Origin of the sequence: Limnobacter humi, assembly GCF_024518835.1 — a bacterium.
Lineage (GTDB): Bacteria > Pseudomonadota > Gammaproteobacteria > Burkholderiales > Burkholderiaceae_B > Limnobacter > Limnobacter humi.
The window spans coordinates 884,021-897,129 of the sequence record NZ_JANIGO010000001.1 but is presented as its reverse complement, the minus strand read 5'-3'; the positions used below and the strand labels follow the sequence as shown (position 1 = coordinate 897,129).

Sequence of the window (13,109 nt, the reverse complement as noted above, 5' to 3'; positions counted from 1 at the left end):
ACTTATCTCAAGAAAAATGCCAAAAAATAGCTTTTAAGGGTTGCCACTGCTGTGAGCACCAGAGACCACCACACCAGGTGCGGGTCAATCCGGCTGGCCACAAACATGATCAAGACCGTTGCAGCAACCTTCAGAAATTCACCAGCCAAAAACACAAAGGTGCCACCCATGGGCGTTTTACTGCCCAAAGCCAAGCGAACCGCAAAGAGCGTGCTGGGCACTGCAACGGACGCAAGGCCCCACAACGCGGACTGTGCATGGTGCACGGACACCATCAGCATGAGCAGGCACACCAGTGACCCGACGACCCATTGGAGCCCGACAATTTTCCACATGACTTTGCTGCACCGCCACACTGAACCTGCGGGATGATGTCTCCCCCGTTCGGTGCATGTGTTTTTGACAAACCCGCAGATTATAGGGGTTTGCCCCAGACTTCGTCAAACAAAAACAGCTTGTTTTATAAATAGTTTCGGCCGTTTTTGACAACCATTGTTACAGGTCGTTTTTTGGAAATCCAATGCGTTCCAACAATCCATCGAGCTCGTCGAGATTATTGAACCGAATGGTTACACTACCCTTACCACGCGCATTGGTTTTCAACTGAACAGCGCAAGCCATCCAGTCGGCCAAACCCTCTTCCAGACGGCGAACATCGGCCGACGAATTGGGCGAATCTGGTTTCTTGAGGGGCTCCTCGGCCCAAGTCGCAACCAGCTTTTCAGTTTCTCGGACCGACAAGCGTTTGTTCAACACTTCCGTGGCGCAGGCAATTTGCTCGCCGGCAGGCAAACTCAAGAGGGCTCGCGCATGGCCCATTTCTATGTCACCAGCCAGCAACATGGTCTGCACCGGCTCGGCCAAGTTTAACAGGCGCAACATGTTACTTGTTGCACTGCGGGAACGCCCGATGGCCTGTGCAGCATCCTCATGCGTGAGCTTGAATTCGTTGATCAACCGCTGAACACCGATGGCCTCTTCAAGTGGGTTGAGGTCTTCTCGCTGGATGTTCTCGATCAAGGCCATGGCCAGCGCCGATTCGTCGGGCACGGACTTGACCAGCACCGGCACTTCTTTAAGACCCGCCAATTTGGAGGCGCGGAAACGGCGCTCACCGGCGATGATTTCGTATTTGCCCGCCCCAACTGGTCGTACCAGTATGGGCTGCATCACCCCCTGACTCTTGATGGATTCCGACAATTCCATCAGCGAGCTTTCGTCCATGCGTGAGCGCGGCTGGTATTTACCGGCCTGCAACTTTTCCACGGAGACAGACATGACCTGCTCGCCGGCCTCACTGCCCTCGGGTGCGTCGGAGGATGGGCCCAGCAGTGCTTCCAGGCCTCTGCCCAAACCTTTGGATCTTTTTAATGCGTTCATGGCGTATTGGATGATTGGATTTAAGCGGCAACGGCTGCAGTGGCATTGACCCGGGCAACCATTTCATTGGCAAAGCTGAGATAGGCCCTTGCACCCTTGCTGGTTTTGTCGAACATGACACCTGGGATGCCATAACTGGGTGCTTCGGCCAAACGAACATTTCGCGGAATGATGGTCTTGAACACTTTGTTGCCAAAGTGCTTTTCGAGTTGATCCGACACCTGCTGGGCCAGTGTCATCCGAGGGTCAAACATCACCCGCAGCAAACCGATGATGGTCAAATTGGGGTTGAGGTTTTTACAGACCTGCTTGATGGTGTTCACCAAGTCACTCAGGCCTTCCAGTGCGTAGTATTCACACTGCATGGGAATGACCACGCCATGCGCGCAGCACAGTGCGTTCAAGGTTAGCAGCGACAACGCCGGCGGACAGTCAATCAAAATAAAATCGTATTGCCCATCCACGTCCGCCAGGGCTTCACGCAGGCGAACTTCACGGGACTCAAACTCCACCATTTCTACTTCGGCACCGGCCAACTCTCGGTTGGCTGGCAACACATCAAAACCTTCCGCATGAACAGTGGCCTCTTGCACGGAGGCCATGCCCACCAGCACCTGATACACCGACGACTTCAAGGCCCGCTTGTCAACACCGCAGCCCATGGTGGCATTGCCTTGAGGATCAAGGTCAACCAGCAACACCCGTTGCTTGGCCATGGCCAAGCCTGCAGCCAGGTTGACTGCTGTGGTGGTTTTGCCCACCCCACCCTTCTGGTTGGCAATGCAAAAGACTTTCGCCATGTCGAGACCCTGTCGTTGAATGGTTTGATTTTATCGTTTAATCATGAACAAGTGCCTGTCCTCGTCGAGGAACGGCACATGGATGGCATGCAAAGCGCTAAGCTGCCAGCCCTCAGGCACCTCATGGTCCACTTCTACACGGCCTTTGAGGGCTGCAAACACGCCATTGGGCGCCAACAGGTGTCGGCTTAAGGAAATGAACAGCGCCATGCTTGAAAATGCGCGAGAGCAAATCATGTCAAAAGGCGGGAGCTGCAGTTCTTCAACCCGCGCGTGGACGGCCCTGGCATTGGTCAAACCCAACACTCCGATGGCTTGCTGCATGAAGGCCACTTTTTTTTGTACAGTGTCTACCAAGGTAATTTGCCAGCTTGGCTGTGCAATTGCCAAAACCAAACCAGGCAAACCTGCGCCAGCACCGACATCCAGAATGGCAGGGGCTGATTGACATTGAAGCGTATCAGACAACGCAGGCAAGACAGCCAGCGAGTCCAGCAAATGGTGGGTCACAATGTCTTGCGGCTGGCGAATCGCTGTCAAGTTGATGACCTGATTCCACTTCTGCAGCAGTTTTGCATAGTCAAACAATTGCTGGGTTTGGGCCAAAGAGACATCAACCCCCAGCGCGGCAATGCCCTGCTCCAACACCCCCTGCTCAACCGACCCGAGGACGGATGGCGGGCGCCGCACGCTCGACCTTGATCTCACGCTGAGGCTGCCTTGTCAGCAGTCACTGACACCTCATCCGGCACTTTATTCTGCGCCTTGGTCAATAAACTGCGTTTTTTTAAATGCACCAGCAACAATGAAATGGCCGCTGGGGTAATACCCTGGATACGCCCGGCCTGGCCCACGGTATCTGGTTTGGCGGCATTCAGCTTCTGCTGCACTTCTTTGCTCAAACCCAAGACCTGGGTGTAATCCAGGTCCATGGGTAGGCGAATGGACTCATTGCCGGCCCCCCGCTCAACCTCGGCCTGTTGGCGAGCCACATAGCCGGCATACTTCACCTCGATTTCAATTTGCTGAATCAATTCGGCGCTTTGCAATGGTTCGGCGATCGCTGGCGCACCATCCAGTTTTGTGAAGGTTGACAAGGCTCGATAGTCCACATCAGGGCGCTTCAACAGGTCATACAGGTTGTACTCACGGTCCATGCCTTTGCCCAGAACCCGCTCTGCTTCAGCTTGTGCAACCACCTTGGGGTTCACCCATGTGCTGCGCAACCGCTGTTTCTCAAGCTCCACGGCGTCACGCTTTTGATTGAAAGCGGCCCAACGCACATCGTCCACCAAACCCAAGTTGCGACCGATGGCAGTCAATCGCTGATCGGCATTGTCCTCCCGAAGACTCAAGCGGTACTCAGCACGACTGGTGAACATGCGGTAAGGCTCAGCCACACCCTTGCTGGTCAAGTCATCCACCAACACACCCAGATAGGCCTCATCACGGCGGGGTGTCCACTGATCTTTGCCTTGGGTGTACAAGGCCGCATTGGCGCCCGCCAACAAACCCTGTGCCGCAGCCTCTTCGTAGCCGGTGGTGCCATTGATTTGCCCGGCGAAAAACAAGCCCTGGATGGTGCGCGTCTCCAGGGTGGTTTTCAAACCCCGGGGATCGAAGTAATCGTACTCAATCGCATAACCAGGCCGGGTCACGTAACAGTTTTCCAAGCCTCGAATGGAGTGCAGCAGGTTGAGCTGAACATCAAACGGCAACGAGGTGGAAACACCGTTGGGATAGTACTCATGTGTGGTCAGGCCCTCCGGCTCCAAAAACACCTGATGGGATTCTTTGTCGGCAAAACGGTGGATTTTGTCTTCAATCGACGGGCAATACCGAGGGCCAACACCTTCAATCACGCCGGTGTACATCGGGCTTCTGTCCAAGCCACCTCGAATAATGTCGTGCGTTTGTTGGTTGGTGTGCGTGATCCAGCACGGCAACTGACGCGGATGCAAACCGGCATGTCCCAGGTAGGAAAACACGGGGACCGGGTTCAAGTCACCCGGCTGTTCTTGCATGACAGAAAAGTCGATGCTTCGGCCGTCAATGCGTGGGGGCGTTCCGGTTTTTAATCTCCCCTGGGGCAACTTCATCTCTTTCAGACGCTCCCCCAAGGTAATGGCTGGTGGATCGCCAGCCCTGCCACCCGAGTAATTTTGCAAACCCACGTGGATTTTGCCGTTCAGGAAAGTCCCGGCAGTCAGTACCACAGCCCGTGATCGGAACTTGATGCCGACCTGGGTAACCGCGCCACAAACCCGGTCACCCTCCAGCATCAGGTCTTCGACCGCCTGCTGGAAAATTTTGAGATTGGACTGATTCTCCAGGCGTGTTCGAATGGCCTGGCGGTACAACACACGGTCTGCCTGAGCGCGCGTAGCACGCACTGCCGGGCCTTTAGAACTATTGAGAATTCGAAACTGGATACCTGCTTCGTCGGTAGCAATGGCCATGGCGCCACCCAAAGCATCCACTTCTTTAACCAAATGACCTTTCCCAATGCCCCCAATAGACGGGTTACAGGACATTTGCCCGAGTGTTTCAATGCTGTGTGTGAGCAGCAGGGTTTTACATCCCGTGCGCGCCGAGGCCAACGCAGCCTCCGTGCCGGCATGGCCGCCACCCACCACAATCACATCAAATTCGTCGGGATAAATCATTCGTCAACCTCACCATGTTCGACCCAAGGGGCGAACCCCGATGGAGTTGGGATTATACGTTGTCGACCTTGGAATACCCAAGCGCTCAATCTGGAGCAAGGGTTCGATGTGTTTCACGAGAAACAATTCAGCCTGCGAGCGGTTTGTTTCACGTGGAACATTAAAAGAGTTTTAGCAAATAAGGGCCATAACTGTCATGACCAGTTTTGATGATCAACAAACAAACCACCAATAACAGCGCCTTGCGAACAAATCCTGCGCCCTTGCGAATAGCCAAACCAGCCCCAACCCTGGCACCGGCCAAGTTGAACACCGCCATCACCAACCCCAAACCCACCAGCACATGCCCGGACGGCGCAAACCAAGCCAAGGACGCCAAGTTACAGGCCACATTCACCATTTTGGCGCCGGCGGTGGCCGCCAAAAAGTCGAACCCAAAAAACACCACAAATGCCACCATCAAGAATGACCCGGTGCCAGGTCCGAAAAACCCATCATAAAAACCGATCGCCAAACCCAACAGCGCACCAAACAACCGCTCGTGCTCACGGGTGTATTTGGGTGCATGAACCGAGCCCAAGTCCTTTCGTACAAAGGTGTACAGCGCGACCGCAACCAGCAGGACGGGCAACAGCAAACGCAAAACCTCGGTGGATATTTGTGTCACCACATAGGCCCCGGCGTAAGCACCGAAAAGCGCCATCACCGTGGCAGGCAACACCGCATTCCAGGGCACTTGAATGGCTTTCGAATAACGGTAGGCTGCAAAGGATGTACCCACCACACTGGAAATTTTATTGGTACCCAACAACGTGGCGTGCCCCTGCCCTGGCAACAAACCAAACAATGCAGGCACTTGAATGAGCCCGCCCCCACCCACCATGGCGTCGATCAAGCCTGCACCGAAAGATGCCATACACAATGCAATCAAAGTTAATAGATCAAGGTGTTCGGGAAACATGTGCGCGATGTGAGGTGTGTGGTGCGAAACACGGCTGAATTTAATCCGCAGCGTCGCCGAGAGTGTTGATTAGACCCGAAGGCCATGTTGTCGTCCATCGGATCAAACCCGCAGACTGACAAACCGATGATCCAATAAAAACGGGCGCCTTGTGGGCGCCCGCTACGTCACGGCTCTGGTGTGAGCCGCATCAAAAACAAATCAGAACAATCAAGCTGCCAAACGACCGGCAATGACTGCTTTGGTGTCTTCCAGCTGCTTGGGCAAGTTGTGCTTCAACTTGTCGAACAACTCGGCATGCAGTTCCAGCTCTTTCGTCCATGCAGCCTTGTCAATTGACGTGATGGCGTTAAACTGCGCTTCAGTGAAATCCAAGCCATCCCAGGTCAGGTCTTCGTAGCGGGGCGAAGTACCAAACACATGCTCAACGCCTTGGCCTTTGCCTTCCACCCGCTCCAGCATCCACTTCAACACGCGCATGTTGTCGCCAAAGCCTGGCCAAATGAACTTGCCATGTTCGTCCGTGCGGAACCAGTTCACGCAGAAGATGCTGGGCAACTTCGCACCGGTGCTCTGCAGCTTCGCACCGAGGTTCAGCCAATGCTGGAAATAGTCGGACATGTTGTAGCCGCAAAACGGCAACATGGCAAACGGGTCACGACGAACCACACCCTGCTGGCCGAAAGCCGCGGCGGTGGTTTCAGAACCCATGGTCGCGGCCATGTAAACACCCTCGACCCAATTGCGGGCTTCGGTCACCAAGGGCACGGTTGTGGAACGGCGACCACCGAAGATGAAAGCGTCGATTTCAACACCCGCTGGATTGTCCCAGTTGTTGTCGATCACGGGGTTTTGTTGCGCGGCCACGGTGAAACGGGCGTTGGGGTGAGAAGCCTTGCGGCCACAGTCGGGCGTCCAGTCCTGGCCCGTCCAGTCCACCAAATGCGCAGGTGCCTCTTTGGTCAAACCTTCCCACCACACATCGCCTTCATCCGTCAGCGCCACGTTGGTGAAAATCACATTTTCATTCAACGAGGCCATGCAGTTGGAGTTGGTCTTGGTGTTGGTACCGGGGGCAACACCAAAATAACCAGCCTCCGGGTTAATGGCCCGCAGCTTGCCGTTCGCATCTGGCTTGATCCAGGCAATGTCGTCGCCAATGGTGGTCACTTTCCATCCATTCATGGATGCGGGTGGAATCAACATGGCAAAGTTGGTTTTACCGCAAGCCGATGGGAAAGCGGCGGCCACGTGGTACTTCTTGCCTTCGGGTGAAGTAACACCCAGGATCAGCATGTGCTCGGCCAACCAGCCCTGATCGCGGCCCATGGTCGATGCAATGCGCAGGGCCAGGCACTTCTTGCCCAGCAGTGCGTTGCCACCGTAACCTGAACCGTAAGACCAGATCTCGCGGGTTTCTGGATAGTGAACAATGTACTTGGTGTCAGGGTTGCAAGGCCAGGCCACATCTTTCTGGCCCGCTTGCAACGGTGCGCCCACGGTGTGTACGCAAGGCACAAACTCGCCATTCTCGCCCAGTACGTCATACACGGCTTTGCCCATGCGCGTCATCATGCGCATGTTGACCACCACGTAAGCGGAATCGGACAGCTCAACACCGATCTGGGCGATTGGGCTACCCAGCGGGCCCATGGAGAACGGGATGACGTACAGGGTACGTCCACGCATGGAGCCTTTGAACAGTCCGTTCAAGGTGGCGCGCATTTTGGCTGGTTCTTCCCAGTTGTTGGTGGGGCCAGCGTCTTCCTTGCGCTCGGAACAAATGAATGTTCGATCTTCAACACGGGCCACGTCGGAAGGGTCTGACCAGGCCAGGTAGGAATTGGGACGCAGTTCGGGGTTCAGGCGCTTGAGGGTGCCCGCGTTGACCATGTCATCGCACAGGCGGTTGTATTCGGCCTCTGAGCCGTCACACCACACGATGTGGGCTGGCTCGGTTAGCGCAGCAATTTCCTGCACCCACGCCACCAGTTTTTTGTGCTTCACGTATGCTGGCACGGTCGAGTTGACCATAGACAGTACTGCACTCATGTAAAACCTCCAGATCGACAAATGTAATTCTGTGTGTGAGGCGGAATTGCCGGCGCAAGGCAGCGACTCAACAGTGGAGCGCTCGAGCAAACCGGGATACAACCCCCCGTTCGCGAACACTCATCCATCTGGAATCGGGATTACACCAAGAGGGCAAGTTTTGCCCGCCATCAGCATAGCCTTTGAGTTTAACATGTTGTCGCCAAACGGAAATAATATTTTTCTATGGCGTTGATGAAGTCGTGGACGTGGGTGTTTGCTTTCTGCAAAAGGCCGGTTAAAGTGGGGTATTTTGTTGCAAACCCACCACGATGAAACTATTGGCCATCTGCACTGGCAACGTTGCCCCCCTCTTGTATCGAACCGCTGCTGGCGATGTCAAAACCGTGGCCTCCGGCATCAACAAGAAAGCTGTAAGCACCCTGCATGAACCCAACCTGGTGGAGCTCAAAAAGCTGGGCCTTCAGGGCGATGAGCAATGCAACCTGAGTGTGCATGGCGGCTTGGACAAAGCGGTGTACATGATGCCAGCAGAGCACTATTCCTTTTGGCAATTGCGTCGGCAAACACACAACCTGGATTCCAATTTGCCGTGGGGCATGCTAGGCGAAAATCTGGTGGTGGAGGGTTTACTGGAAAACGAAGTCCGCATGGGCGACGAACTGGAAATCAGCGGTGTCCGACTGCGAGTGACAGACCCTCGGGAACCTTGCTTCAAATTTGCCATTCGCATGGGCTACAGCAACGCGCCCAAAGACATGGTGCAACAAGGCAACTGCGGCTGGTACTTGCGGGTCGTGCAAACCGGCACACTGAAAGCTGGGGATTCGATGATTCACCATGCCAACCCCCGCGGAAAAACCATCCTAGAGCAGTTCAGATTCCTGACGCGAAAGGGGCAGATGGACTTGCTGGAAGACTAGACCTGCTGCCGCCAAATGGCAGTCTGGGCACGGGCTGCCGGGGTGTTCAAACAGGCCAAACGATCAATCCAGTCGGGATGCGGGTCATACGCGTACTGCTGAACGGCCAAGGCCAGGGCCTCATCGTCCCACCCGTCAGCCATGTAGAGGTCAAACAGCGCTGCGGCCAACACCGGGCTTTTTGGCAAGGCGCGCATCCACTGTTCTGCCTGAACAATCGCCTCGCGGGCCCGACCGGCACGTCGCAGGTGGGCAATCGCTTGCGCAGCCTCAAAATCATCCACCGCCGACTTGCGCAACAACTCGGCCAACAGGACTGGCTCGTCCAGATATTCCAACAAACCCTTCAGGCGCAGTCGCCGCCAGCGCTTGTCAAAAGAACGCCAGTTGACCGCGGCCGACGGCTGGGTTTCCGCCATGCCACGAATGTCTTCCTCAACCAGCCCCGTTAACACCACCCGGTCTGTGGTGGCCAATGCTTTCCACCACACCACCGGCTCTACAATACCCAACTGGTCCTGCATCGCAACCGGGTACACCGTGAGCGCACGTTCTGATGACGACTGTGGCAACCGGTCCAACCACTGCAGCCAGTCACGTGCAAACTGCCGAACAGACCGCACCAACACACCAGCACGATCATCGGCGCCCTCGCATTGGCCAAACACCCGCAGCAACACGTGTGAGCCAAGCCCCAGCAAGGCCTCTCCCGCCTCGACCGACCACCGACCATGCTGTAACTCCTGCCCCAGCCAGGCGCCGAGCGTGTCCAAGCGGCAGGCGATTTTGTCGCAAGAAGCGGCAGACGGACACCGGGCCTGGCCGATGTATTTGCCGCCGGCCTGTCGAAGCCGCTGAGCCAACTGCCGGGCATCCACTGTGTGCGCTGCATCCATGGATTCGGAAGCCGACTGCAAAAACTGCAAGGCACGACCCAGTTCAGGCAGGTGGCGAGAGGCACTGGCCAACCACACCAGCCATTGGCTGCCATCGCGTTTGGACAGGGAGGGGTAGAGGTTCACTGCTGCTTTGGGTTACATTGGAGGTCAAAGTATATTCGATGGGAATACAGCGCGTGAAACGAGTCGCAGCAGGAGTGGTCATGATTGCAGTCGCCGTGGTACTGGCAATGTTCGGTTTTGGCGTGTATTCGCAGTCTGGATCTCCGCCCGGATTGGTCAATGGGCAACTCAAACCATGCCCAAGCGCACCACACTGCGTGGTCAGCGAACAGGGTGCCGACTCTGCCCATGCCGTGGTCCCGATCCAGATTCATGACAAGATGGGCGAAGAGCCATTGCTGTTTGTACAAGAGGTCTTGGCTGACATGGGTGCTGACGTGGTGGCCACGGAAGACAATTACCTGGCAGTCACCTTCACCAGTGCAGTTTTCGGGTTTGTTGACGATGTTGAAATCCGCCTGGACACAGCCAACAAAGTCCTGCAAATTCGTTCCTCCTCCCGCGTTGGCTATGCGGACTTCGGCACCAACCGCAATCGGGTGGAAGCGATTCGCACCGCGCTGTCCAAAGCGTCGTGATCAGGAAGGGGGTACCCTTAAAATGGGTAACCCCGACGCTCACACATCCCTGTAGCCTGTTCTGAAGGGAGGGCGTGGCAGTTAGAGACGCGATGGCATATGAAGTCCCAAATACTGGATGAAACAATTGACCAGATTCTGGTTGATGCACACGAGAGAACATTAAGCAAAGCAGCGCTGAGCAGGCGTGTTCCTGCAGCGCCCGGCCACGAGCCAAGCCAAGACCGCTCACCGTGGTCCACCATCAAAACCTACCCTGCACTATTCCTGAGGGATGTACAGTCGGGCCGCCTGCAATTGGACAACAAGGGCGGCATCCGGGCAGTTGCCTTGGGAAACGAAGACCAGTTCACCCCTCAAAACCGACGACTCAACTTGGTTGATTTGTGCGATGAGGACTATCGCCACGCGCTGGAATCGGCACTGCGGCGCTGCTTCAAAACAGGCACCGAGCAACGCTTGGTCATCAAGATCAATCTTCGGCGCAACAAAACACGGTTTTTTGAGTTGTTCATGCAGGCCCCGGTCCACAAAGGGTTTTTTAACCCGGGCCAGGCAGTGGTGCACTTCGAATGTTTGATCAAGGAAGATGCACCACACACCCACCGACGGCTTCATGACAATGTATCCCAGATTATTCCGGAATACGCCACCATGGTCGATCAGCTCACCGACGGGCTGATCGAGATGGATGATCAATTCCGGATTACCCATGCCAATCGAAAGGCCGAGTGCTTACTCAACGGCAAGTTTGATCCCTGCGCAAGCCCGAAAAGCATTGCAGACTGGCTGCCCGACATGGACCTGGTGCTGTTTGCAGGCCTGATGGAATCGGCGCGAAGCAGCGGACTGTCGCACCCGGTTGAGCAACGGGTTAACAGCACAAACAAGTGGGTCATGCTTCAGCTGTTCCGATGCGCCGAAGAATACACCCTCACCTTGCGAGACGTCACCCAACAAAAAAACGAGAGCGCCGAACTCGGCATGCTCAGCGAAGCCATCGAGCAGATTCGAGATCTCGTGGTGGTTACAAACGACCTGAGAACCGCCAAAGAAGGGTTCAAGGTGTTGTTTGTGAACCGTGCATTCGAGCAGAACATGGACTCCACACGGGACCGATGGGTGGGGCGCAACCCTTACAGCTTGATTGACCACCGACTGCCGACTGCGGATGTACGAAAACTGCTGGTGGCCTTCCTGAGTCGGCAAAAGCTCACCTTGAAAACCAGCTACCTCACACGCGCCGGCGACTGGATTCCAACGGAAATCATGGTGTCGCCATACATGGATTCAATTCGTCAGGAAGCGCGCTTTCTGGTGATCTTCCGGCTCACCGACAGCCGGCTGAGCCTGAATTGATCACCGTTTAGTGGTGCGCGGTGTGGAGCGCCGCACAGCGTGGTTCAAAGACCATGGCATGCAACGCTTTCACCAGCAAATGGGTGGTTTGATCCGTGTCTTTCCGCAAAAACCGGATAGGCCGATGTTCCGCGTGCGATTGATCAAACCAACGCTGCGCTTGCAGGAGACTATCGCTGTTGCAAGACATGTAAGACAGTGGAATGTCGGCACAATACCGCGAGAAAAATTCAAACAAAGCGGGTAGCTCGCTGGGTGCACTGTCCGGGAAATGCAAATCGGACAGCACCGCTGCCGGGCATTCACATTCACCGCGTTGGGCCAGCTTCAACGCCAGCTGAATATCGGACAGACGTTCGAAAATCCGAAGCTCCAGTTGAAGATCAGTCACTCGGGCAATTTCTTCCAAGGCTTCTTCAACCACCAGCCGATAGAAGGGCGAATCCTCGGCGACCCACACTTCCAGCTTGTCCCCGCAATTCACTCGCATAGCGCACCTTTTTCAACACAAGCAACCCCTCTACGCGTACCTTAAACCAATTGATGCCCCAACACGGCCTCCCAAACAGACCCCCCCCTGATTGCAGGGGGATTCGAGGCAGGAAAAACCCAAGGGCGCAAATGCACCCCCCCTCCAATTGAAGGGAGACCGCACGGGGGATGCGCACTTAACATTTGTTCACCGTGTCGGTTTTTGCACTGTTGCAGGCAAAAGCCCGTTTCCACAGGAGAATGCAATGAGTTTGAACAAAGTGCTGTTGGTAGAGGATCACCCAGTGGTCGCCATGATGTTGGCCGACATGCTGGAGGAACATGTTCCAGACGTGTCAGTCACCAAGGCCAGCCAGCTGTCGGCCTGTGAAGCCATGGTGCACGAAGCACACCGCTTGGTGATTTTTGATCTGAACCTGCCAGACACCCAGGGTGTTTCAACAGCCACCAAAGTGCGAGCCCTGTTTCCGCATGCCCAGTTGTTGGCATTCACTGGCCTGTCCAGCCCGGACATTGAGGCACACCTGGAAGATCTCGACATCCCCGTGGTGAACAAGTCTGCCGACTACCATGAACTGCTCAATGCAGTGATGCGGGCATTGCAAGCGGTGGGCATGGCTGCTGCCAATTCAACCAAAAGCAAAAACGAGTATCAGTCCAACATCATCGCCCCAGGTTCCCGAAAACCACTGACCTGGCGGCAGGTCGAAATCATGCAGCGCATTGCCGTGGGCATGACCGCCAAAGAAGCAGCCAGGGATTTGAACCTCAGCCCCGAGACGGTTCGGGCCCACATGCGTGAAGTGTTGGTGCGGCTGGGTGCTCAAAACCGTGCCCATGCGGTGTCAATTTTCACGAAAGCGGAACGGCAATCGCGCCTGCTGGAAGAGACATCGGCCAGTTAAACTGCCCACCTTGCCCACACACATTCACCGA

Annotated in this window: 13 protein-coding genes; 4 read left to right on the top strand and 9 right to left on the bottom strand. The window is 55.5% G+C overall.

The features are described 5' to 3' along the window. Positions 1 to 2: 2 nt before the first annotated feature. The 7 genes from NQT62_RS04245 to NQT62_RS04215 form a co-directional block, all read right to left on the bottom strand. A complete protein-coding gene (locus tag NQT62_RS04245; protein ID WP_256763348.1) occupies positions 3 to 335 on the bottom strand; it encodes an ATP synthase subunit I in 333 nt (110 codons plus the stop codon). A gap of 160 nt (positions 336 to 495) precedes the next feature. After that, entirely contained in the window at positions 496 to 1,380 is an 885-nt protein-coding gene (locus NQT62_RS04240) for a ParB/RepB/Spo0J family partition protein (protein ID WP_256763347.1), read from the bottom strand. A 20-nt stretch (positions 1,381 to 1,400) separates the two neighbouring features. After that, the gene (locus NQT62_RS04235; RefSeq protein ID WP_256763346.1) at positions 1,401 to 2,180 is read right to left on the bottom strand and encodes a ParA family protein; all 780 of its coding nucleotides are present in this window, start codon (positions 2,178 to 2,180) and stop codon (positions 1,401 to 1,403) included. A 30-nt stretch (positions 2,181 to 2,210) separates the two neighbouring features. Next, positions 2,211 to 2,888 (bottom strand): 16S rRNA (guanine(527)-N(7))-methyltransferase RsmG, encoded by a 678-nt coding sequence (gene rsmG, locus NQT62_RS04230; protein ID WP_256763345.1) that lies wholly within the window; start codon positions 2,886 to 2,888, stop codon positions 2,211 to 2,213. Continuing rightward, entirely contained in the window at positions 2,885 to 4,846 is a 1,962-nt protein-coding gene (gene mnmG / locus NQT62_RS04225) for a tRNA uridine-5-carboxymethylaminomethyl(34) synthesis enzyme MnmG (RefSeq protein WP_256763343.1), read from the bottom strand. The genes rsmG and mnmG overlap by 4 nt, the downstream gene beginning before the upstream one ends. A gap of 160 nt (positions 4,847 to 5,006) precedes the next feature. Continuing rightward, positions 5,007 to 5,762 carry a sulfite exporter TauE/SafE family protein gene (locus NQT62_RS04220; RefSeq protein WP_256763342.1) on the bottom strand — a complete coding sequence of 252 codons (756 nt, stop codon included), beginning with the start codon at positions 5,760 to 5,762 and terminating at the stop codon, positions 5,007 to 5,009. A 255-nt stretch (positions 5,763 to 6,017) separates the two neighbouring features. Continuing rightward, the gene (locus tag NQT62_RS04215) at positions 6,018 to 7,859 is read right to left on the bottom strand and encodes a phosphoenolpyruvate carboxykinase (GTP) (protein ID WP_256763341.1); all 1,842 of its coding nucleotides are present in this window, start codon (positions 7,857 to 7,859) and stop codon (positions 6,018 to 6,020) included. 311 nt (positions 7,860 to 8,170) lie between these two features. On the opposite strand from NQT62_RS04215, the gene NQT62_RS04210 reads away from it, so the two are divergent. Further along, positions 8,171 to 8,782, top strand: a complete 612-nt coding sequence (locus tag NQT62_RS04210; protein ID WP_256763340.1) for an MOSC domain-containing protein — start codon at positions 8,171 to 8,173, stop codon at positions 8,780 to 8,782. On the opposite strand, the gene NQT62_RS04205 is transcribed toward NQT62_RS04210, so the two are convergent. Continuing rightward, positions 8,779 to 9,804, bottom strand: coding sequence for a tetratricopeptide repeat protein (locus NQT62_RS04205; protein WP_256763338.1), 1,026 nt, complete (start codon positions 9,802 to 9,804; stop codon positions 8,779 to 8,781). The two genes, NQT62_RS04210 and NQT62_RS04205, sit on opposite strands and share 4 nt — an antisense overlap. Before the next feature lie 80 nt (positions 9,805 to 9,884). On the opposite strand from NQT62_RS04205, the gene NQT62_RS04200 reads away from it, so the two are divergent. After that, positions 9,885 to 10,322, top strand: coding sequence for a DUF1499 domain-containing protein (locus tag NQT62_RS04200; RefSeq protein WP_256763337.1), 438 nt, complete (start codon positions 9,885 to 9,887; stop codon positions 10,320 to 10,322). Positions 10,323 to 10,421: 99 nt separating this feature from the next. Continuing rightward, positions 10,422 to 11,681 carry a PAS domain-containing protein gene (locus tag NQT62_RS04195; RefSeq protein ID WP_256763336.1) on the top strand — a complete coding sequence of 420 codons (1,260 nt, stop codon included), beginning with the start codon at positions 10,422 to 10,424 and terminating at the stop codon, positions 11,679 to 11,681. Positions 11,682 to 11,688: 7 nt separating this feature from the next. Here the strand turns inward: NQT62_RS04195 and NQT62_RS04190 are convergent, their stop codons facing one another. Beyond that, a complete protein-coding gene (locus NQT62_RS04190; protein WP_256763334.1) occupies positions 11,689 to 12,171 on the bottom strand; it encodes a hypothetical protein in 483 nt (160 codons plus the stop codon). A 247-nt stretch (positions 12,172 to 12,418) separates the two neighbouring features. On the opposite strand from NQT62_RS04190, the gene NQT62_RS04185 reads away from it, so the two are divergent. Continuing rightward, positions 12,419 to 13,078, top strand: coding sequence for a response regulator transcription factor (locus NQT62_RS04185; RefSeq protein WP_256763333.1), 660 nt, complete (start codon positions 12,419 to 12,421; stop codon positions 13,076 to 13,078). Positions 13,079 to 13,109: the final 31 nt, after the last annotated feature.

What these genes read in the sequence shown, in the direction of transcription:
- NQT62_RS04245 (WP_256763348.1), bottom strand. Translation starts at nt 335, where the DNA reads ATGTGGAAAATTGTCGGGCTCCAATGGGTCGTCGGGTCACTGGTGTGC.
- NQT62_RS04240 (WP_256763347.1), bottom strand. Translation starts at nt 1,380, where the DNA reads ATGAACGCATTAAAAAGATCCAAAGGTTTGGGCAGAGGCCTGGAAGCA.
- NQT62_RS04235 (WP_256763346.1), bottom strand. Translation starts at nt 2,180, where the DNA reads ATGGCGAAAGTCTTTTGCATTGCCAACCAGAAGGGTGGGGTGGGCAAA.
- mnmG (WP_256763343.1), bottom strand. Translation starts at nt 4,846, where the DNA reads ATGATTTATCCCGACGAATTTGATGTGATTGTGGTGGGTGGCGGCCAT.
- NQT62_RS04220 (WP_256763342.1), bottom strand. Translation starts at nt 5,762, where the DNA reads ATGGCATCTTTCGGTGCAGGCTTGATCGACGCCATGGTGGGTGGGGGC.
- NQT62_RS04215 (WP_256763341.1), bottom strand. Translation starts at nt 7,859, where the DNA reads ATGAGTGCAGTACTGTCTATGGTCAACTCGACCGTGCCAGCATACGTG.
- NQT62_RS04210 (WP_256763340.1), top strand. Translation starts at nt 8,171, where the DNA reads ATGAAACTATTGGCCATCTGCACTGGCAACGTTGCCCCCCTCTTGTAT.
- NQT62_RS04200 (WP_256763337.1), top strand. Translation starts at nt 9,885, where the DNA reads ATGATTGCAGTCGCCGTGGTACTGGCAATGTTCGGTTTTGGCGTGTAT.
- NQT62_RS04195 (WP_256763336.1), top strand. Translation starts at nt 10,422, where the DNA reads ATGAAGTCCCAAATACTGGATGAAACAATTGACCAGATTCTGGTTGAT.
- NQT62_RS04190 (WP_256763334.1), bottom strand. Translation starts at nt 12,171, where the DNA reads ATGCGAGTGAATTGCGGGGACAAGCTGGAAGTGTGGGTCGCCGAGGAT.
- NQT62_RS04185 (WP_256763333.1), top strand. Translation starts at nt 12,419, where the DNA reads ATGAGTTTGAACAAAGTGCTGTTGGTAGAGGATCACCCAGTGGTCGCC.